This is a genomic window from Streptomyces sp. NPDC001904 (assembly GCF_040297005.1).
Classification (GTDB): Bacteria; Actinomycetota; Actinomycetes; order Streptomycetales; family Streptomycetaceae; genus Streptomyces.
This window is the reverse complement of record NZ_JBEOYI010000002.1, coordinates 217,073-238,119: the sequence shown is the minus strand read 5'-3', so window position 1 is coordinate 238,119 and position 21,047 is coordinate 217,073. Positions and strand designations below refer to the sequence as shown.

The following is a 21,047-nucleotide window of genomic DNA, read 5'->3' as shown; positions in this document are numbered from 1 at the left end:
ACAGAGTGACAGACTGACCATGGCCATAAGCGCCGAGTCACCGAAGTGGGCCGCTATGAGTGAGAACAGTGCTATGCGTGTGGACCCCAGCGGGCTCGAGAGCGACATGCTCCGCGCCTCCGATCTGCGCCCGCTGCTGGCCGCCATCACCTCCGCGCGGGACGGGAACTTCGTCCGCGTCCAGGAGCCCGGGGAGGGCCTGGTCGGCGAGCTGGGGGCGGTGTTCAACCAACTGGTCGACCGCAGCGCCCACTTCAGCTCCGAACTGACCCGGGTGCGCCGGGAGATCGTCCGGCACGGGCGGCTCGACGAGCGGATGGAGGCGAGCCCCGGGTACGGCGCGTGGGCGACCCGCGTCCACGACGTGAACACCGTCATCGGGGCTCTGGTGGCCCCGGCGGCCAATGCCACCCGGGTGCTGGACGCGGTCGCGGGCGGCGATCTGACGCAGCGCGTCGACCTGCACGACGGCACCCGGCAGTTACGCGGCGACCTGCGCAGTCTGGGCCGCGCGGTCAACAAGATGGTGGACCAGCTCTCCCTGTTCACCGGCGAGGTGACCCGGGTCGCCCGCGAGGTCGGCACCGAGGGCCGGCTCGGCGGCCGGGCCAAGGCGCAGGGCTTGTCGGGCAGTTGGCGCGATGTGACCGAGGCCGTGAACACGATGGCGTCGCGGCTGACGGCGCAGGTGCGGGACATCGCGCTCGTGACGACGGCGGTGGCCCGTGGCGACCTGACCCGTACGGTCACCATCGAGGCGACGGGCGAGCTGCTCGAACTGAAGCTGACCGTGAACACGATGGTCGACCAGCTCTCCGCGTTCGCCGACGAGGTCACGCGCGTGGCCCGCGAGGTCGGCACCGAGGGCCAGCTGGGCGGCCGCGCCCAGGTCCGGGGCGTCTCGGGCGTCTGGAAGGACCTCACGGACAACGTCAACTTCATGGCGTCGAACCTGACCTCGCAGGTGCGCAACATCGCGCAGGTCACCACGGCCGTGGCCAACGGCGACCTGAGCCAGAAGATCATGGTCGACGCGAAGGGCGAGATCCTCGAACTCAAGTCGACGATCAACACGATGGTCGACCAGCTCTCCGCCTTCGCCGACGAGGTCACACGCGTGGCCCGCGAAGTCGGCACCGAGGGCCAGCTGGGCGGCCGCGCCCAGGTCCGGGGCGTCTCCGGCGTCTGGAAGGACCTCACCGACAACGTCAACTTCATGGCGGACAACCTGACCTCCCAGGTCCGCAACATCGCCCTCGTGTCCACGGCCGTGGCCCAGGGCGACCTCGGCAAGAAGATCACCGTCGAGGCGAAGGGCGAGATCCTCGAACTCAAGTCGACGATCAACACGATGGTCGACCAGCTCTCCGCCTTCGCCGACGAGGTCACGCGCGTGGCCCGCGAGGTCGGCACCGAAGGCAACCTGGGAGGTCAGGCCCAGGTGCGGGGCGTCTCGGGCGTCTGGAAGGACCTCACCGACAACGTCAACTTCATGGCGTCGAACCTCACTTCGCAGGTCCGCAACATCGCGCAGGTCACCACGGCCGTGGCGCAGGGCGACCTGTCGAAGAAGATCTCGGTCGACGCGCGCGGCGAGATCCTGGAGCTGAAGGACACCGTCAACACGATGGTGGAGCAGCTGCGCGGCTTCGCCGACGAGGTCACGCGCGTGGCCCGCGAGGTCGGCACCGACGGCCGCCTCGGCGGGCGTGCAACCGTCCACGGCGTGTCGGGCGTCTGGAAGGACCTGACCGACAACGTCAACTACATGGCGGACAACCTGACCTCCCAAGTGCGCAACATCGCGCAGGTCGCCACCGCGGTGGCGCAGGGCGACCTGTCCAAGAAGATCGACGTCGACGCGCGCGGCGAGATCCTCGAACTGAAGACGACCATCAACACGATGGTCGACACGCTCTCGTCCTTCTCCTCCGAGGTCACGCGCGTGGCCCGTGAGGTGGGCTCCGAGGGGCAGCTCGGCGGCCAGGCGCGGGTGGAGGGCGTGTACGGCACCTGGAAGCGCCTGACGACGAACGTGAACGAGCTGGCGTCGAACCTGACGACCCAGGTCCGGGCCATCGCCGAGGTGGCCTCCGCGGTGACCTCCGGCGACATGTCCCGCTCCATCACGGTGGAGACGCAGGGCGAGGTCGCCGAGCTGAAGAACAACATCAACCTGATGGTCGCCAATCTGCGCGAGACGACCCGCGCCAAGGACTGGCTGGAGTCGAACCTGGCCCGGCTCGCGGCCCTGATGCAGGGGCACCGCGACCTGATGGAGGTCGCCGACCTGATCCTGCGCGAGCTGACCCCGCTGGTGAACGCCCAGTACGGCGCGTTCTTCCTCGCCGAGCCCGACGAGGACGACACCCCGATCCGCCCCGCCATCCCCACCAAGGGACTCGCCTACATCGCGGGGTACGCGTCCGCGGCGGCCTCGGTCGTCGACACCGGCGGCATGCCCGTGCACGGCCTGGTCCGCCAGGCGGCCCTGGAGAAGAAGCGCATCCTCGTCGAGGACGCCCCGCCGGACTACATCAAGATCAACAGCGGTCTGGGGGAAGCGGCCCCGGCCTCGGTCGTCATCATCCCGATCCTCTTCGAGGACAAGCTCCTCGGCGTGATCGAGCTGGCGTCCTTCTCCCGCTTCTCCGACGTCCACCTGGCCTTCTTCGACCAGTTCGTCAACACCATCGGCGTCGCGATCAACACCATCATCGCCAACTCCCGCACGGAGTCCCTGCTCGGCGAGTCGCAGCGCCTGGCGACGCAGTTGCAGGAACGTTCGAACGAACTCCAGCGCCAGCAGGCCGAGCTGCAGCGCTCCAACGCCGAGCTGGAGGAGAAGGCGGCCCTGCTGGCGACCTCGTCCCAGTACAAGTCGGAGTTCCTGGCGAACATGTCGCACGAACTCCGTACGCCGCTGAACTCCCTGCTCATCCTGGCCCGGCTGCTCTCCGACAACCCGGACGGCCACCTCAACGACCAGGAGGTGCAGTTCGCCACCACGATCCACCGCTCCGGGTCCGACCTGCTCCAGCTCATCAACGACATCCTCGACCTGTCGAAGATCGAGGCCGGCCGGATGGACGTCCGGCCCAAGAAGCTGCCGCTCATCAAGCTCCTCGACTACGTCCACGCCACGTTCCGCCCGATCACCCTCGACCGCGGTCTCGCCTTCGAGGTGACCGTCGGCGAGGACGTGCCGCGGGAGATGTTCTCCGACGAGCAGCGGCTCCAGCAGATCCTGCGCAACCTGCTGTCGAACGCGATCAAGTTCACCGCCAACGGCAAGGTCGAACTGCGGGTCTCCCGGGTCAAGGATCCCGAGCACCAGTACGTGCGCGACAGCGACGACCTGATCGCGTTCGCCGTCTCCGACACGGGCATCGGCATCGCCCGCGACAAACTCCCCGTCATCTTCGAGGCGTTCCAGCAGGCCGACGGCACCACGAACCGCAAGTACGGCGGCACCGGCCTCGGCCTGTCCATCAGCCGGGAGATCTCCGGGCTGCTCGGCGGCCGCATCATCGCCGAGAGCGAGCCCGGCCACGGCTCCACCTTCACCCTGTACGTGCCGGTGCGCCATCCCAGCCACGAGCCGCACGAGCCGGTCGCGGAGCCGGGCCAGGCCGTCCCGCACACCGGCCAGCGGCCGCCGCTCGTACCGGAGCAGCAGACCCTGGCCCCGGACTCGTACCCCCTGCACGAGCAGGAGGACAACTGGCCCACGCCCACCAAGCTGGAGCAGTGGAGGTCGGGCCGCGCGGGGCAGATGCTGGCCGGGCGCCGGGTCCTGATCGTCGACGACGACATCCGCAACGTCTTCGCGCTCACCCATGTGCTGGGCCGGGTCGGCATGCCCGTCCTGTACGCGGAGAACGGCCGCGAGGGCATCGACACCCTGGAGCTCAACCCGGACATCGAGCTGGTCCTGATGGACATCATGATGCCGGAGATGGACGGCTACGAGACCATCTCCGTGATCCGCGCGACACCCCACTGGGCCGGGCTGCCCATCGTGGCGCTGACCGCGAAGGCGATGCCCGGCGACCGTGAGAAGTCGATCGCCAAGGGCGCCAACGACTACGTACCGAAACCCGTGGATGTCGACCAGTTGCTGACCGTCGTCTGCGACCTGCTGGCCCCGGACACCGCCGAGCCGGGGACACCCTACGAGGGAGAGTCCGTGACCCCACCGACGACTGAGTGAGGCACCCGTCACCATGACCATCACAGACGCCAGTTCGCTGGACCGCGCCAGCATCCTCCTGGTCGACGACATGGAGGACAACCTGGTCGCGCTCGAAGCGGTCCTCGGATCGCTCAACGAGCCTCTGGTGCGGGCCCGTTCGGGCGAGGAAGCCATGAAGGCGCTGCTGCGGCACCGGTTCGCGGTCGTCCTTCTGGACATCCGGATGCCGGGCATGGACGGCTTCGAGACGGCGACGAACATCAAGCGCCTCGACCAGACGAAGGACGTCCCGATCATCTTCCTCACCGGCACGGACGCGGACTCGGGCTACGCCTTCCGCGGCTACGCGACCGGGGCGGCCGACTATCTGACCAAGCCCTTCGACCCGTGGGTGCTGCGCGCCAAGGTCACCGTCTTCCTCGAACTGCACCGCAAGAACCAGCAGCTGGAGCGGCTGCTCGCGCGCGAGCAGGCGCAGTTCGACGCGCTGGCCGGCCGGATGTCCTCGATCGAGCACCTGCTGGCCGAGCACCCGCAGCCCGACGTCTGCGAGCTGCGCGCCCGCGTCGGAGAGATGGAGGAAACGTTGCGCACGCTGAGGCGCCCCTGACCCGGGGCGCCCCAACGGCGTGCCGTACGGGGCTCAGCCCTCGCGGGTACCGGCGTACATCTCGTCGAGCAGCCCCTTGTACTCGCGCTCGACGACCGGCCGCTTGAGCTTGAGGCTGGGCGTCAGCTCGCCGTGCTCGATGTCGAGGTCGCGCGGCAGGAGCTTGAACTTCTTGATGGTCTGCCAGCGCTGCAGCCCCTGGTTCAGCTCCGCGACATAGCCCTCGACGAGCCGCACGGTGGCGGGGGCGGCGACGACGTCCGCGTACGTCTTGCCCTCCAGGCCGTTGTCCTTCGCCCACTCCAGGATCGCGGGCTCGTCGAGCGCGATGAGGGCGGTGCAGAAGTTCCGGTCGGCGCCGTGCACCAGGATGTTGGAGACGTAGGGGCAGACGGCCTTGAACTGGCCCTCGACCTCGGCGGGCGCGATGTACTTGCCGCCGGAGGTCTTGATCAGGTCCTTCTTGCGGTCGGTGATCCGCAGATAGCCGTCGTTGGACAGCTCGCCGATGTCGCCGGTGTGGAACCAGCCGTCGCTCTCCAGCACCTCGGCGGTCTTGTCGGGCAGCTTGTGGTAGCCCTCCATGATGCCGGGGCCGCGCAGCAGGATCTCGCCGTCGTCGGCGATGCGCACCTCGGTGCCGGGCAGCGGCTTGCCGACGGTACCGGTGCGGTAGGCCTCGCCGGGGTTGACGAAGGACGCGGCCGAGGACTCCGTCAGGCCGTAGCCCTCCAGGATGTGCACGCCCGCGCCGGCGAAGAAGTAGCCGATCTCGGGGGCCAGCGCGGCGGAGCCGGAGACACAGGCCCGCAGCCGGCCGCCGAAGGCCTCGCGCAGCTTGCTGTAGACCAGGGTGTCGGCGACCTTGTGCTTGGAGGCGAGGCCGAACGGCACGGACGCCACACCGGTCCTGCGGAAGTTGTCCTGGCTGACCTTCGCGTACTCGCGCGCGACCCCGGCCGCCCACTGGAAGATCTTGTACTTGGCGGCGCCACCGGCCCGCGCCTTCGCGGCGACCCCGTTGTAGACCTTCTCGAAGATGCGCGGCACGGCGGCCATGTACGTGGGCTGCACGACCGGCAGATTCTCGATGATCTTGTCGACGCGGCCGTCCACCGCGGTGACGTGTCCGGCCTCCAGCTGCCCGCTGATCAGCACCTTGCCGAAGACGTGCGCCAGCGGCAGCCACAGGTACTGCACGTCGTCCGGGCCGATGAGCCCGGTCGCGGCCATGGCCTTCGCCAGGTACGACCAGTTGTCGTGCGGGAGGCGGACGCCCTTGGGGCGGCCGGTGGTGCCGGAGGTGTAGATGAGGGTGGCGAGCTGCTCCCGCTGGATCGCGCCGATGCGCTCCTGCACCACCTCCGGGTTCTTCTCCAGGTAGGCGGCGCCGCGCGCCTCCAGGTCCTCCAGGGTGAGCAGCCAGCCGTCGGGGTCGGCGGCGTCCGGCTCGACGCCGGTCGCGTCGACCACGACGACGTGGCGCAGCTCGGGCAGCTCGGCCCGGCGCTCGCGCGCCTTGGCGAGCTGGGCCGCGTCCTCGGCGACGAGCACCTTCGACTCGGAGTCGGAGAGGATGAACGCCGACTCCTCGGCGTTGGTCTGCGGGTAGACGGTGGTGGTCGCCGCGCCCGCGCACATGATGCCGAGGTCGGCGAGGATCCACTCGACCCGGGTCGAGGAGGCGAGCGCCACCCGCTCCTCGGCCCGCACACCCAGCTCGACGAGGCCGGCGGCGATCGCGTAGACCCGCTGCGCGGCCTGCGCCCAGCTCAGCGACTTCCACTCGTCCGGGCCCGAGCCGGAGGCCGCGGGCACCGGGTAGCGATAGGCCTCGGCATCAGGTGTCGCCGCCACGCGCTCCAGGAAGAGAGACGCCACGGAAGGCGGCCGGTTCTCGATCAGGGTCTGTGTGTCGCTCACGACGTCCTCCGGGGCCCGCGGCTGTTGAAACGCGGCTTGTTTAACTGGCGAGTAACCATTGAGCAGTGATCAGGGTAAGGGCCACTGCCCCGGCGCGTAAGAGGCTCCGGCCTCCGACTTCCCGGGGGACCGCCCCATCCGCCCCTGCCCACACAGGGCCCACACAAAAGCGGTGGGCCCGACACGCTCGTGCGTGCCGGGCCCACCGCCGCTGCCTTCCGGTACTGCCGCGACGGCTACTTCTTGCTCTTGCCGCCGCTGTCGTCGCTGGAGAGCACCGCGATGAAGGCTTCCTGCGGAACCTCCACGGAACCGACCATCTTCATCCGCTTCTTGCCCTCCTTCTGCTTCTCGAGGAGCTTGCGCTTGCGGGAGATGTCACCGCCGTAGCACTTGGCGAGGACGTCCTTGCGGATCGCGCGGATGGTCTCGCGGGCGATGACCCGGGAGCCGATGGCCGCCTGGATCGGCACCTCGAAGGCCTGGCGCGGGATGAGCTCGCGCAGCTTGGCGACGAGCCGCACACCGTAGGCGTAGGCCTGGTCGCGGTGGGTGATCGCCGAGAAGGCGTCGACCTTGTCGCCGTGCAGCAGGATGTCGACCTTCACCAGGTGCGCGGTCTGCTCGCCCGTGGGCTCGTAGTCGAGCGACGCGTAGCCCCTGGTCTTCGACTTCAGCTGGTCGAAGAAGTCGAAGACGATCTCGGCGAGCGGCAGCGTGTAGCGGATCTCCACGCGGTCCTCGGAGAGGTAGTCCATGCCGAGCAGGGTGCCGCGCCGGGTCTGGCACAGCTCCATGATCGAGCCGATGAACTCGGACGGCGCGAGGATGGTGGCGCGCACGACCGGCTCGTAGACCTTGTCGATCTTCCCCTCGGGGAACTCGCTCGGGTTGGTGACGATGTGCTCGGCACCGTCCTCCATGTCGACGCGGTACACCACGTTCGGCGCCGTGGCGATCAGGTCGAGCCCGAACTCGCGCTCCAGGCGCTCGCGGATCACGTCGAGGTGCAGCAGCCCGAGGAAGCCGACGCGGAAGCCGAAGCCGAGGGCGGCCGAGGTCTCCGGCTCGTAGACCAGCGCCGCGTCGTTGAGCTGGAGCTTGTCGAGCGCGTCGCGCAGCTCGGGGTAGTCCGAGCCGTCGAGCGGATACAGACCCGAGAAGACCATCGGCTTCGGGTCCTTGTAGCCGCCGAGGGCCTCCGTCGCGCCGTTGTGCAGGGAGGTGATCGTGTCACCGACCTTGGACTGGCGGACGTCCTTCACACCGGTGATCAGGTAGCCCACCTCGCCGACGCCGAGGCCGTCGGCCGACAGCATCTCGGGCGAGTTCGTACCGATCTCGAGCAGCTCGTGCGTGGCGCCGGTGGACATCATCCGGATCCGCTCGCGCTTGTTGAGCTGGCCGTCGATGACACGGACGTAGGTGACGACACCGCGGTACGAGTCGTAGACCGAGTCGAAGATCATCGCGCGGGCCGGGGCGTCCTTCACGCCGACCGGCTGCGGGATCTCGGCGACGACCTTGTCCAGCAGCGCCTCGACGCCCATGCCGGTCTTCGCGGAGACCCTGAGCACGTCCTCGGGCTGGCAGCCGATGAGGTTGGCCAGCTCCTCGGAGAACTTCTCGGGCTGGGCGGCCGGCAGGTCGATCTTGTTGAGCACCGGGATGATCTTGAGGTCGTTCTCCATCGCCAGGTAGAGGTTGGCGAGAGTCTGCGCCTCGATGCCCTGGGCCGCGTCGACCAGGAGGATGGTGCCCTCACAGGCGGCGAGCGACCGCGAGACCTCGTACGTGAAGTCCACGTGGCCCGGAGTGTCGATCATGTTGAGGATGTGCGTATTGCTCTTGTCGTGGGTCGGGGCCCACGGGAGACGCACCGCCTGGGACTTGATCGTGATGCCGCGCTCGCGCTCGATGTCCATCCGGTCGAGGTACTGAGCACGCATCTGCCGCTGCTCGACCACGCCCGTGAGCTGGAGCATGCGGTCGGCGAGCGTGGACTTGCCGTGGTCGATGTGCGCGATGATGCAGAAATTGCGGATCAGAGCCGGGTCGGTACGGCTCGGCTCGGGCACATTCTTAGGGGTCGCGGGCACGCAGGGTCCTGTCTCTTGAGGCGCCGTTTGCCTCAGGTCGGCCTCGGTTGGGATCGATACGTAGCTTCCATGGTCCCACGGCCGGGACACTGGGCATCTGAGGGGCGGTCCGCGGGGCCTCGTTCGAGGGGGGCGGCGGGAGACGAGCGGGCGGTTTGGGCCGGTGGGAGTACGGCTGGTACCGTGGGCAGCTGTGTCTCATGCCCTCTCAGCGCGAGGCACACACTCAGAGAAAATCACCGGTACGGGACCTTCACCGGCCCCGTGCCTGAACCTGCAAAGGCTCATTTCGTGGCGAACATCAAGTCCCAGATCAAGCGGAACAAGACCAACGAGAAGGCCCGGCTGCGCAACAAGGCCGTCAAGTCCTCTCTGAAGACCGCGATCCGCAAGGCCCGTGAGGCCGCTGCCGCGGGTGACACCGCGAAGGCCACCGAGTACCAGCGCGCTGCCGCGCGTCAGCTCGACAAGGCCGTCGCCAAGGGCGTCATCCACAAGAACCAGGCCGCCAACAAGAAGTCGGCGCTTGCTTCGAAGGTCGCTTCCCTCCAGGGCTGAACCTGACCTGATCTGTCGCCGGTAGGACCCGGGCGGGCCCTCTCTCATCCGCCCCCGACCGGCCCCCGAGCCCGCACGCGGCCTGCGTTCGCCACGCGGGTGTGGGCTCACCCAGAGCGTGACCAGAGGCCCCGCCTTCTCGGCTGAGAAGGCGGGGCCTCTGGCTTTGGCTTTGGCTCTGACCCTTCCCCCTCCAGCCCGTCCGGCGTTTGAGGACGAGGCCGAAGGCCGACGGGGGGGTCTGGGGGCGCAGCCCCCAGGGACGGGACGTGAAGGGGCGGCGGGGGCGACTCACCGGGCGGCGACCCCGGCACCCCGCACCTCGCACCCCACGAACAACGGCTAACGCCCCCGAGCCCGCGCAGCCCCGGCAACAGCGACGACGGCCTTCTCCAGGGCGTACTCGGGATCGTCCCCGCCCCCCTTGACCCCGGCATCCGCCTCGGCGACGGCCCGCAACGCCAGGGCGACCCCGTCCGGAGTCCACCCCCGCATCTGCTGCCGCACCCGGTCGATCTTCCACGGCGGCATCCCCAGCTCCCGGGCGAGATCACCCGGCCGCCCTCCGCGCGCGGAGGACAGCTTCCCGATGGCCCGCACCCCCTGCGCCAGCGCACTGGTGATCAGCACCGGCGCGACGCCGGTGGCCAACGACCACCGCAACGCCTCCAGCGCCTCCGCGGCCCGCCCCTCCACGGCCCGGTCGGCCACGGTGAAGCTGGACGCCTCGGCGCGCCCGGTGTAGTACCGCGCGACCACGGCCTCGTCGATGGTCCCCTCGATGTCGGCGACGAGCTGCGAGACGGCGGACGCCAGCTCCCGCAGATCGCTGCCGAGGGAATCGACGAGCGCCTGGCACGCCTCGGGGGTGGCCGAACGGCCGAGCGTGCGGAACTCCGAGCGCACGAACGACAGCCGGTCCGCGGGCTTGGTCATCTTCGGGCAGGCGACCTCCCGCGCCCCCGCCTTGCGCGCCGCGTCGAGCAGCCCCTTGCCCTTGGCGCCACCGGCGTGCAGCAGGACGAGCGTGATCTCCTCGACGGGCGAGCCGATGTACGCCTTCACGTCCTTGACGGAGTCCGCCGACAGGTCCTGCGCGTTGCGCACGACGACGACCTTGCGCTCGGCGAACAGCGACGGGCTCGTCAGCTCGGCGAGCGTCCCGGGCTGCAGTTGATCGGAGGTGAGGTCGCGGACGTCCGTGTCGGCGTCGGCGGCCCGGGCGGCCGCCACCACCTGCTGCACCACGCGGTCGAGCAGCAGGTCCTCCTGGCCCACCGCGACGGTGAGCGGGGCGAGGGGATCGTCGTTTGCAGTCTTCCTGGCCATCGCGGTCAAGCATCCCACGCGCCACCGACAACCCGGCCCGCCCGCCGGAAGGAGGGAGCCGGGACCAGGAATCAGGAGCGAGCCAGAAGTCAGGAGTCAGGAACCGAGGAATCCGGAACCGGCGCTCAGGGCGCCTCCCGCCACCCGTCCCACTCCCCCGCGAACCCGTCCAGCTCCCCGGGGTCGAGCCGCCCCTCGGGGTCCTCCACGACCACCAGCCACTGCGCGTCCTCGGCGTCGTCCTCACCGGCCAGCGCGTCCCGGACCAGCTGCGGCTCCTCGGCCACGCCGAAACGGTCGCCGAGCGCTTCGGCGGCCTCCTCCGCCGCGTCGCGGTCGGGCAGCACCAGCACGTGTCTCACATCGCTCACGCCACCATCTTCGGACATCGCCACCACGGATCAGCCCTGGGGCACGATCTGCACGTCGAGCTCGATGCGCACACTGGAACCGACGACCGCGATGCCCCGCGCCAGCATCGTCTGCCAGCTGACGGTGAAGTCGTCCCGGTGCAGTTCGGTGGTGGCCCGGCAGGCGGCGCGGGTCTCGCCCTCCATACCGTTGCCGAGTCCCAGGTACTCGGCGTCGAGCGTGACCGTGCGGGTCACACCGTGCAGCGAGAGCGCGCCGGTGATCCCCCAGCGGCTGCCGCCCTTGTGCACGAAACGGTCGCTGTAGAACTCCAGGGTCGGGAAGCGGTCGACGTCGAGGAAGTCGGCGGACCTGAGGTGGTCGTCGCGCATCTTCACGTTCGTGTCGATGGACGACGCGTCGATCACCACGTGCATCGCGGACTGCTCGATGCGGTCGGCGACCCGCAGCGCGCCGGCGAAGGTGTTGAATCGGCCGTGGACCCGGGCGAGCCCGATGTGCCGCGCCGTGAACGCGATCGAGGAGTGCGTCGGCTCGATCTCCCACTCGCCGGGCCGGGGCAGCTGCGGCGGCGGCGCGACCTGGAGCGTGACGTCACCGAGCGAGGCGTGCCCGCTCTCGGCGACGGTGGCGCTGACCCGGTAGGGCGCGAACCCCTCGGCCGAGACGGCGAGGCGGTAGTCCCCGGCGGGCACGGCCGCCATGAACGAGCCGTACGGGTCGGTCCCGCCGCTCACTACCTTGCGCCCCATCGCGTCGCTGACCGCGAACTCGGCGCCGCGCACCGGCTCGTTGACCGGGTCGAGAACCCGGCAGCTCAGGACGCCCGCGCTGGGCGGGACCGTCACCGCCGCCAAGGGATGTGCCCGTTGAGCCCGGTTCGTACGATTTCCCAGCCTGCGGCCGAACATGAACTACCCACCCCAGTACGCCTTGACGAGTGTCGTCACTTCTTCAACGAAGAAACATTCGACCACCGTTGCGGCATTCGAGGCAACACAGGCCCATTTCTACTCACGGGTAGCATTTGCGCGCCGACGCACCGGTGACCCGCACCGCCCACATCCAGGCGCACAGCGCGCGCACAGCACCCCGATCCCGATCGGCGATCTTCGCTTCCTGCACACTCCAACCCCCTTGTAGCGACTGCCGTGTTCACCGGTCCAACGCGGTCCCGCACCGTCAGGGTCCGCCGTGCGCCACCTCCAGACCGGCTCCGCCCCGCGCCCCGCCCCCACCGCTCACCACAGCGATCGCTCCGTCCCGGTCCGTCCGCAGCACGGCGGTCCCCTGCGCCCGCAGCGCCGCCAAGGTCGGCGGAGCCGGATGCCCGTACGGATTGCCGGCCCCCGCGCTGATCAACGCGAGCCGGGGCGCGACCCGCCGCAGCAGCCCCGGGTCCTGATAGGCCGAACCGTGGTGGGCGACCTTCAGCACGTCCACGCGGGACAGCCCGGCGCCCGCGCCGCTCCTCATCAGCGCGCGCTGCGCGGCCGGTTCGAGATCGCCGAGCAGCAGCAGGGTCAGGCCACCGGTCCGCACGAGCAGCGTGACGCTCGCGTCGTTCGGCCCGTCCGGGTCGGGCGCGGGGCGCGGCGGAGGCCACAGCACCCGCCAGTCGAGCGGTCCCGCTCGGCGCCGCTCCCCCGCCACCGCGCGGACCATCGTGAGTCCGTGCGCCGCCGCGAGCCGCCGGACGAAGGCGGCCTGGTCCACCGGCTCCGCGAAACCCGTCGTCTCGATCGCCCCGACCGACCGTCCCCGCAACACCCCCGGCAGGCCCGCCACATGGTCCGCGTGGAAGTGCGTCAGCAGGACCAGCGGGATCCGGGTGATGCCCAGCGCGCGCAGACACCGGTCGACGCGCACCGGGTCGGGCCCGGCGTCCACCACGACCCCGGCATCCGCCCCGGCGGCGAGCACCAGCGCGTCCCCCTGCCCGACGTCGCACATCACCAGCCGCCAGCCCGGCGGCGGCCAGCCCGTGATCACCCGGGTCAGGGGCGGCGGCTGCACCACGACCAGCAGGAGCAGCAGCGCACAGGCCCCGCAGATCCAGGCGGATCTGAGCACTCTGCGCCCCATGACGACCAGCACCACCGTGCCGATCGCGAGCAGCGCTCCCCCGCGCCAGCCGCCCGGCCAGTCCACACCGCTGCCCGGCATCGCGGCCCCCGTTCGCGCGATCCCCGCGATCAGGCCCGCGGGCCAACTCGCGCACCACGCGCAGAACTCCGCCACCGGCATCGCGACCGGCGCCACCGCGAGCGCCGCGAATCCCAGCACGGTCGCGGGCGCGACGGCGAACTCGGCCAGCAGATTGCACGGCACCGCCACCAGACTCACCCGCGCCGCGAGGACGGCGACGACGGGCGCGCACACGGCCTGGGCCGCGGCCGCCGCGCCGAGCGCCTCGGCGAGCCGCCCCGGCACTCCTCGTGCGCGCAGCGCGGCGCTCCAGCGCGGGGCGAGGGTGAGCAGCGCCCCGGTGGCCAGCACCGAGAGCAGGAACCCGTAACTCCGCGCCAGCCAGGGGTCGTAGAGGACGAGCAGCAGCACCGCCGTGGCCAGTGCGGGGACGAGGGATCTGCGGCGTCCGGTGGCCACGGCGAGCAGGGCGATCAGCCCGCACGACGCCGCCCGCAGCACGCTCGGCTCCGGCCTGCACACGACGACGAAGCCGAGCGTCAGCCCGCCGCCGAGCACCGCGGTCGTCCTGAGCGACAGACCGATCCGGGGTGCGAGACCCCGTCTCTCAACGAGGTGCGCGGTGCCCGGCGGCCCGATCAGCAGCGCCAGCAAGATCGTGAAGTTGGCCCCGCTGACAGCGGTCAAATGGAGCAGATCGGTCGCCTCGAACGCCGCGTGCAGCTCCGGCGTGACCCGTGCCGTGTCGCCGACGACGAGTCCGGGCAGCAGGGCGCGCGCGTCCGCGGGCAGTCCGTCCGTCGCCCGCCGCAGTCCCGCGCGCAGGGCGCCGGCCAGCCGCTGCGGACCGCTCGGCGCCCCCACCACGCGAGGCCGCTCCCCGGACCCGACGCGCAGCACCGCCGCGGTCCGGTCGCCGCCGGTCAGGGCCGGCGCGAGCGAGCCCGTGACCCGCAGCCGGGTGGTCGGCAGCCGGGACAGCCAGGGGCTGCCGCGCGGCCCTGCGCTCGATTCCGCGCTCCGGTCGCCCGCGGGCCCCCGGGGCGCGTCCACGAGGACCAGGACGGGCGCCCGGGTCCGGTACACCGCGCCGTCCGGCGCAGTCACCCGCACCATGTCCGCCTCGACGAGCACGGAGGCCGGTGCGGTGTGGTCCCCGCTGATCCGCGGCCGGGTGAGCCGGGGATCGGAGGTGATCTCCACCTCGGCGTCGACCCGGGCGTAACGGGCCGCGAGGTCCGGCACCGGGCCACGGTGCAGGTCGGCTCCGTGCAGCCCCGCCGATGCAGCTGCCGCGGCGGTGCAGAGGAGCAGCAGCGCGGCGGAGGGGCTCCGCCAGGCGCGGGGATCGCGGGTCTCACTGGGTGCCGGGTGCGCGTGGTCCGTGGTCGGGTGCGGGTGGTCCGTGGTCGGGTGCGGTTCGCGTGGGGCTGGGCGCGCGGTTCCCCGCGCCCCTGCGGGGCGGCCCGCGATCAGTAACCCCGCGCCGGTGAGTGCGCACAGCCCGGCCACCGCTGCCGCCCACCGTCCCGGGGCCGTCAGCAGCAGCGCCGCCGTCGCCCAGGCCGCCAGCGCGGGCGGGACCAGCCTCAGGTCGAGGGGGCCCTCTCGGCGCGCGTCGGCCTTGTCGGTGCCGGTGGCCTTGTCGGTGCCGGTCATGGCCGTACCAGACTCTGCAGGTCCTCGAAGCGCCGGTCCCCGATGCCGTTGACCTCGCGCAGTTCGTCCACGGAGCGGAAGCCGCCGTGCTCGGTGCGGTAGTCGATGATGTGCTGGGCCAGCACCGGGCCGACGCCGGGCAGGGTGTCGAGCTGTTCCACACTGGCGGTGTTGAGGCCGATCGGCCCGGTGGGCGACGCTGCCGTGCCCGTGCCCGTGCCCGGACCGCCGCTCCCGCCCGGCGGGGCCGCACCGGCCGCCACCGGCTCGCCGACCAGGACCTGCTCGCCGTCGGTCAGCAGCCGCGCCCGGTTGAGCCCCGCCGTGTCCGCGCCGGGACGGACCCCGCCGGCCGCCCGCAACGCGTCCGCGACCCGGGCCCCGGCGGGCAGTCGCTGGACGCCGGGGCGGCGTACCTTCCCGGCGACGTCCACGACGATCCCCGCGCCGCCCGTCGGCGCGGGCACGGGCTCGGGCCCCGGCACGGGTGAGGGAACGGGATCGGCGCCCGCCCCGGCCTCCGCCGGAGCCGCCGCCCGCACCGTCTCCGGGGCCCGCACCGGCTGCGTGCGTCCGGCCCAGAAGTGCTGAACGGCGAAGAGCCCCGCGACGCAGAGGACCACGACCAGGGCCAGCGCGCCCCGCCGCTCGACACCGCAGCGGGCCTGCACCCACAGCGGCAGCCGGTCGCGTACGGCCAGAGCGGCGCGCTCCCGCCACGACGGACCCGGCTCCTCAGCGGCACCGGGCTCCGTATCCGGCACGGGATCCCGCGCCGAGGGACCGTCCCGGCGCGGCGGCGCGAACAGGGCCTCCGCGCGCAGCCGTGTCTCCTCATCGGCCCCGCCGCGGACGCGCCCGTCCCGCACGCGACGCCGGGTCTGCCGCCGCTTGCGGGCGCGGCTGTCGGATGCGGGGTCGCGCCCCGGCCCGCTGGATGCCCGTGCTGTCCTGGACAGTGATCGAAGTGCCATGTCCGAGACGGTAGGCACCGCGCCCCGAACTAGTGGATCTTGCTCAATTTCCGGGGACAACAAGCCAGTTGTGGAAAACCCCGTCACCCGCACCGGCTACGTCCGGGGCGAAACCACCGCGCCGAGCAGCCCGGGCCCCGTGTGCGCCCCGATCACCGCTCCGACCTCGCTGACGTGCAGCTCACCGAGGCCCGGCACCCGCTCGCGCAGCCAGTCCGCCAGGGCCTCCGCCCGCTCCGGCGCCGCCAGGTGGTGCACGGCGATGTCGACCTGTCCGGTTCCCGCCCGCTCGGCGACGATCTCCTGCAGCCGCGCGATCGCCTTCGACGCCGTACGGACCTTCTCCAGGAATTCGATGCGGCCGCCGTCGAGCTGCAACAGCGGCTTGACCGCGAGCGCCGAGCCGAACAGGGCCTGAGCGGCCCCGATCCGGCCGCCGCGGCGCAGATAGTCCAGGGTGTCGACGTAGAAGTACGCGGAGGTGCCCGCGGCCCGCTTCTCCGCCGCGGCGACCGCTTCGTCGACGGTGCCGCCGGCGTCCGCCGTCTCCGCCGCCGCGAGCGCGCAGAACCCGAGGGCCATGGCGACCATCCCGGTGTCCACCACCCGCACCGGGACCGGGGCCCCACGCGCCGCGAGGACCGCCGCGTCGTAGGTCCCGGAGAACTCGGCCGACAAGTGCAGCGAGATGATGTCGGTGGCGCCGCGCTCGGCGACCTCACGGTAGGTCTCGGCGAACAGCTCAGGACTCGGTCTCGACGTCGTCACCGGCCGGCGCTTCTGCAGCGCTTCGGCGAGCGAGCGGGCGGAGATCTCCGTGCCCTCCTCGAGCGCCCGGTCGCCCAGGACCACGGTCAGCGGCACCGCCGTGATGCCGTGGCGCTCCATCGTCCGCTGCGGCAGGTAGGCCGTTGAATCGGTGACGATCGCGACATGGCGGGACATGCACCGGAGATTACCCGGCGAGGCCCGCCGTCGGCAGCCCGGCCCCCGGCGACCGGCGTCTGTCGGCCGACGAGCGACCGGGGATCAAGTCGTACTCTCCGGACGGGGTTTCTTCTGCCACGGGTACACCGGACGCACACCTGGCGGCGCGATCGCGGACCGGTCCGGCGCCTTCCGCCCGGCCGCGGTGGACCCGGATCCGCCCGCGTCCGGCACCGCCGACGCGTCCGGGGCGGCCTCGGTCGTCCAGTGCCGCAGCGCCCCCGCCTCCACGTCGATCTGCGTGCGCAGCGCGTCCAGGTCGTCGCTCGCGAACCGGGTGGCCCGGTCCCGGGCCGCGTGCCGCAGGGCGTCGGCGGACTGGGTGATCTGTTCGGTACGCGCCCGCAGCTCCGGCACCAGGCGCGCGACCTGCGCCTTGTCGGGCTCGCTCTCCAGACGCTTCAGCTCGCCGTCCAGCTCGTGGCCGTGCGCGCTCAGCCGCTTGAAGAGGTCGAGGGACTCCTTGAGGGACTCGTCCTCGGCCACGCGCGCGTGCAGCGCGTCCTGCGTGGCGCGCATGGAGCCGCGCAGCCTCAGCCGCAGCTGAGCCAGCTCGCTGGCCGCGCCCGGCTGGAAAGTCTTGGCCCGCAGGGTGGTGTCCTCCACGGTCCTGCGCGCCTGCGCCACCGTGCGGTCCACCCCGCGCTTGGCCGCGCCGACCGCCTTGACCGTCGCGTACGCGCCGAGGGCGACGAACGCGATGAAGATCAGCGCCACGATCACCAGCACAGCTTCCACGGCGCTCCTCCGATTCGTCCGCCCGCCCCGTCCGACCCTTCGGACCCGTCCTCCCACCGTAAACGGACCGGGCAGGCCAGGGGTTCCAGCGGAACCCCCAACCTGCCCGTAGGGAACAACCCTGAGTGCCCTACGCGGGCACGATGTTCACCAGCTTCGGCGCCCGCACGATCACCTTGCGGATCCCGGCACCGTCCAGCGCCGCGACGACCTTCTCGTCGGCCAGGGCGATCTTCTCCAGCTCCTCGTCGGAGATCGACGGGGAGACCTCCAGGCGCGCCTTGACCTTGCCCTTGATCTGGACGACGCAGGTCACGGTCTCGTCGACCACGTAGCCCGGGTCGGCGACGGGGAAGTCCTGGTGGACGACCGATTCGGTGTGGCCCAGCTTGCGCCACAGCTCCTCGGCGACGTGCGGGGCCAGCGGCGCGACCAGCAGCACCAGGCGCTCGGCGACCGAGCGCGGCAGCGCTCCGCCCGCGTACGACTTGACCAGGTGGTTGTTCAGCTCGGTGACCTTGGCGATGGCGGTGTTGAACCGCATCCCCTCCAGGTCGCCGCGGACCCCGTCGATCGCCTTGTGCAGGGCGCGCAGCGTGGCCTCGTCGATGTCGGCCTCGGCGGCGTCGACGACGGTGGCCTCGCCCGTCGTCTCGTCGACGATGTTGCGCCACAGGCGCTGCAGCAGCCGGAACTGGCCGACCACCGCGCGCGTGTCCCACGGCCGCGACACGTCCAGCGGGCCCATCGCCATCTCGTACAGGCGCAGCGTGTCCGCGCCGTACTCCTCGCAGATCTCGTCCGGCGTGACGGCGTTCTTCAGGGACTTGCCCATCTTGCCCAGCAGCCGGGAGACCTTCTCGCCCTGGTAGTAGTACGCGCCGTCGCGCTCCTCCACCTCGGCGGCGGGCACGGCGATCCCGCGCGCGTCCCGGTAGACGAAGGCCTGGATCATGCCCTGGTTGTACAGCTTGTGGAACGGCTCGGCCGACGAGATGTGGCCCAGGTCGAACAGCACCTTCGACCAGAAGCGCGCGTACAGCAGGTGCAGCACGGCGTGCTCGGCGCCGCCCACGTACAGGTCGACACCGCCGGTGGGCTGACCCTCCCGCGGGCCCATCCAGTACTGCTCGACGCCCGGGTCGACCAGTCGCTCGCTGTTGTGCGGGTCCAGGTAGCGCAGCTCGTACCAGCACGACCCGGCCCAGTTGGGCATGGTGTTGGTCTCGCGGCGGAACGGGCGCGGGCCGCGGCCGTCGCCCAGGTCCAGGGTGACGTTGACCCAGTCCTGGTTGCGCGACAGCGGCGTCTCGGGCTCGGTGTCGGCGTCGTCCGGGTCGAAGGTGCGCGGGGTGTAGTCGTCGACCTCCGGCAGCTCCAGCGGCAGCATCGACTCGGGCAGCGGGTGGGCGATGCCGTCCTCGTCGTAGACGATCGGGAAGGGCTCGCCCCAGTAGCGCTGGCGGCTGAACAGCCAGTCGCGCAGCCGGAAGTTGACCGTGCCGTGGCCGATGCCCTTGCGGGCCAGCCAGTCGGTCATCCGGGCCTTGGCGTCGGCGACGCCCAGGCCGTCCAGCGCGACCTCGTCGTTCGAGGAGTTGACCAGCTTCGCCTCGTACGCGACGAAGGCGTCGTCCCACGTCGACGTGTCGGTGCCGCGGTCGTCCGACGGCTGGACCACACACCGCATGGGCAGCTCGAAGGCGCGCGCGAAGGCGAAGTCACGGGCGTCGTGCGCCGGGACGGCCATGATCGCGCCGGTGCCGTAGCCCATCAGCACGTAGTCGGCGATGAAGACCGGGACCTGCTCGCCGCTGACCGGGTTGACCGCGTACGCGCCGGTGAAGACGCCGGTCTTGTCCTTGGCCTCGGCCTGGCGCTCGACGTCCGACTTGGAGGCGGCCTGCTTGCGGTAGGCGGCGACGGCCTCGGCGGGCGTCGCGTGGCCGCCCGTCCACACGTCGTGGGTGCCCTCCGGCCAGGCGGCGGGGGTGATCTTCTCCACCAGGTCGTGCTCGGGGGCCAGCACCATGTAGGTGGCGCCGAACAGGGTGTCCTGGCGGGTCGAGAAGACGGTGATGACGTCATCGCGACAAGCAGAGCCTGCGTCGAAGCCGAAGTCGATGCGGGCGCCTTCGGAGCGGCCGATCCAGTTGCGCTGCTGCAGCTTGATCGCCTCGGGCCAGTCCAGGCCGTCCAGGTCGTCGATCAGGCGGTCCGCGTAGGCGGTGATGCGCATGTTCCACTGGCGCAGCTTGGCCTTGAAGACGGGGAAGTTGCCGCGCTCGGAGCGGCCGTCGGCGGTGACCTCCTCGTTGGCCAGGACGGTGCCCAGGCCCGGCGCCCAGTTCACGGGCGCGTCGGAGGCGTACGCCAGGCGGTACTCGCCCAGGACGTCGGCGCGCTCGGCCTCGCTCAGCGCGGACCACGAACCGCCGCCGGGAACCGCGCGCTCACCGGTCTCGAACTGCTGGACCAGGTCGGCGATCGGACGGGCCTTCTTCAGCTCGTCGTCGTACCAGGAGTTGAAGATCTGCAGGAAGATCCACTGCGTCCACTTGTAGTACTCGGGGTCGATCGTGGCGAACGACCGGCGCTTGTCGTGCCCCAGGCCCAGGGCGCGCAGCTGCGCCTTCATGTTCTCCATGTTGGCCTCGGTCGACGTGCGCGGGTGGGTGCCCGTCTGCACGGCGTACTGCTCGGCCGGCAGGCCGAACGCGTCGAAGCCCAGGGTGTGCAGCACGTTGTGGCCGTTCATGCGCTGGAAGCGCGCGAAGACGTCCGTGGCGATGTAGCCCAGCGGGTGGCCGACGTGCAGGCCCGCACCCGAGGGGTACGGGAACATGTCCATGATGAACTTCTTCGGGCGGGCGGCGACCGCCCGGGCCTCGTCGGTCTCCCCGGCCAGGTCACCGGTCGGGTTCGGTGCCTCGTAGGTGCCCTGCTCGTCCCAGAAGTCCTGCCAGCGTGCCTCGATGTCGGCGGCCATGGCCGCCGTGTAGCGGTGCGGCGCGACCGCCGCCTCGGAAGCGGCGGCGGTGTTCGTCTCGCTCATGATCCTCAAAGCTCCATCGATCGTCTCTGCCGGCGGCCAGTGCTCAAGAAATGAAAAAGCCCCTCGCACAGGAGGGGACGCCGCGCCGATGCCGACCTCACGCCAGGGGCGGGTCGGGACTGATCAGCGCGGCTCACTAAGCAGAAGGCGTACGGCACGCATGGCGTCAGGGTACCGCAGCCCCCGCACGGGCCGCGACGGGCTTCCTCGCGCCCCGTGGGACACCCCGGGTTACTCCGCGTACCACCCTCTATCGGGGCAACACAAATACCAGGCTTCCTCTAGATAACGGCGAGATAACTCAAACCTCGTACTGGCTGGTATGCGGCGACCTAGAGTGCGGGCTGTGGGTCCACTGTGCCGAACCTTTCGGAGTCGCCCCCCATGAGCCCTCGAATCC

The 21,047-nt window shown here is 71.1% G+C and carries 13 protein-coding genes; 3 read left to right on the top strand and 10 right to left on the bottom strand.

Annotated elements, in window-relative coordinates:
• Nucleotides 1–55 precede the first annotated feature (55 nt).
• Together ABT127_RS03545 and ABT127_RS03540 are read left to right on the top strand one after the other, a co-directional pair.
• Nucleotides 56–4,213 (top strand): HAMP domain-containing protein, encoded by a 4,158-nt coding sequence (locus tag ABT127_RS03545; RefSeq protein ID WP_502971620.1) that lies wholly within the window; start codon nucleotides 56–58, stop codon nucleotides 4,211–4,213.
• Between the two features lie 13 nt (nucleotides 4,214–4,226).
• Nucleotides 4,227–4,805 carry a response regulator gene (locus ABT127_RS03540; RefSeq protein ID WP_351444245.1) on the top strand — a complete coding sequence of 193 codons (579 nt, stop codon included), beginning with the start codon at nucleotides 4,227–4,229 and terminating at the stop codon, nucleotides 4,803–4,805.
• A 33-nt stretch (nucleotides 4,806–4,838) separates the two neighbouring features.
• On the opposite strand, the gene ABT127_RS03535 is transcribed toward ABT127_RS03540, so the two are convergent.
• On the bottom strand, nucleotides 4,839–6,728 hold the full coding sequence (locus ABT127_RS03535) for an AMP-dependent synthetase/ligase (protein WP_351444244.1): 1,890 nt from the start codon (nucleotides 6,726–6,728) through the stop codon (nucleotides 4,839–4,841).
• A gap of 236 nt (nucleotides 6,729–6,964) precedes the next feature.
• Nucleotides 6,965–8,827: a translation elongation factor 4 gene (gene lepA / locus ABT127_RS03530; RefSeq protein ID WP_351444243.1), complete on the bottom strand. Its 1,863-nt coding sequence runs from the start codon at nucleotides 8,825–8,827 to the stop codon at nucleotides 6,965–6,967.
• 291 nt (nucleotides 8,828–9,118) lie between these two features.
• Here lepA and rpsT point away from each other — a divergent pair, with 291 nt between their 5' ends.
• On the top strand, nucleotides 9,119–9,385 hold the full coding sequence (gene rpsT / locus ABT127_RS03525; protein ID WP_351444241.1) for a 30S ribosomal protein S20: 267 nt from the start codon (nucleotides 9,119–9,121) through the stop codon (nucleotides 9,383–9,385).
• A 342-nt stretch (nucleotides 9,386–9,727) separates the two neighbouring features.
• Here rpsT and holA read toward each other — a convergent pair whose 3' ends face one another.
• The 8 genes from holA to leuS form a co-directional block, all read right to left on the bottom strand.
• Nucleotides 9,728–10,714 (bottom strand): DNA polymerase III subunit delta, encoded by a 987-nt coding sequence (holA, locus tag ABT127_RS03515; protein WP_351444240.1) that lies wholly within the window; start codon nucleotides 10,712–10,714, stop codon nucleotides 9,728–9,730.
• Between the two features lie 125 nt (nucleotides 10,715–10,839).
• Nucleotides 10,840–11,085: a hypothetical protein gene (locus ABT127_RS03510; RefSeq protein WP_351444239.1), complete on the bottom strand. Its 246-nt coding sequence runs from the start codon at nucleotides 11,083–11,085 to the stop codon at nucleotides 10,840–10,842.
• A 30-nt stretch (nucleotides 11,086–11,115) separates the two neighbouring features.
• Nucleotides 11,116–11,997 carry a YceI family protein gene (locus tag ABT127_RS03505; protein ID WP_351444238.1) on the bottom strand — a complete coding sequence of 294 codons (882 nt, stop codon included), beginning with the start codon at nucleotides 11,995–11,997 and terminating at the stop codon, nucleotides 11,116–11,118.
• Nucleotides 11,998–12,268: 271 nt separating this feature from the next.
• Nucleotides 12,269–14,893: a ComEC/Rec2 family competence protein gene (locus ABT127_RS03500; protein ID WP_351444237.1), complete on the bottom strand. Its 2,625-nt coding sequence runs from the start codon at nucleotides 14,891–14,893 to the stop codon at nucleotides 12,269–12,271.
• Entirely contained in the window at nucleotides 14,890–15,867 is a 978-nt protein-coding gene (locus ABT127_RS03495) for a ComEA family DNA-binding protein (RefSeq protein ID WP_351444236.1), read from the bottom strand. The genes ABT127_RS03500 and ABT127_RS03495 overlap by 4 nt, the downstream gene beginning before the upstream one ends.
• 96 nt (nucleotides 15,868–15,963) lie before the next feature.
• Complete coding sequence (locus tag ABT127_RS03490) at nucleotides 15,964–16,812, bottom strand: DegV family protein (RefSeq protein ID WP_351444235.1); 849 nt, start codon at nucleotides 16,810–16,812, stop codon at nucleotides 15,964–15,966.
• A gap of 84 nt (nucleotides 16,813–16,896) precedes the next feature.
• Nucleotides 16,897–17,592: a hypothetical protein gene (locus tag ABT127_RS03485; RefSeq protein WP_351444234.1), complete on the bottom strand. Its 696-nt coding sequence runs from the start codon at nucleotides 17,590–17,592 to the stop codon at nucleotides 16,897–16,899.
• A 130-nt stretch (nucleotides 17,593–17,722) separates the two neighbouring features.
• Nucleotides 17,723–20,647 carry a leucine--tRNA ligase gene (gene leuS, locus ABT127_RS03480; protein ID WP_351444232.1) on the bottom strand — a complete coding sequence of 975 codons (2,925 nt, stop codon included), beginning with the start codon at nucleotides 20,645–20,647 and terminating at the stop codon, nucleotides 17,723–17,725.
• Between the last annotated feature and the right edge of the window lie 400 nt (nucleotides 20,648–21,047).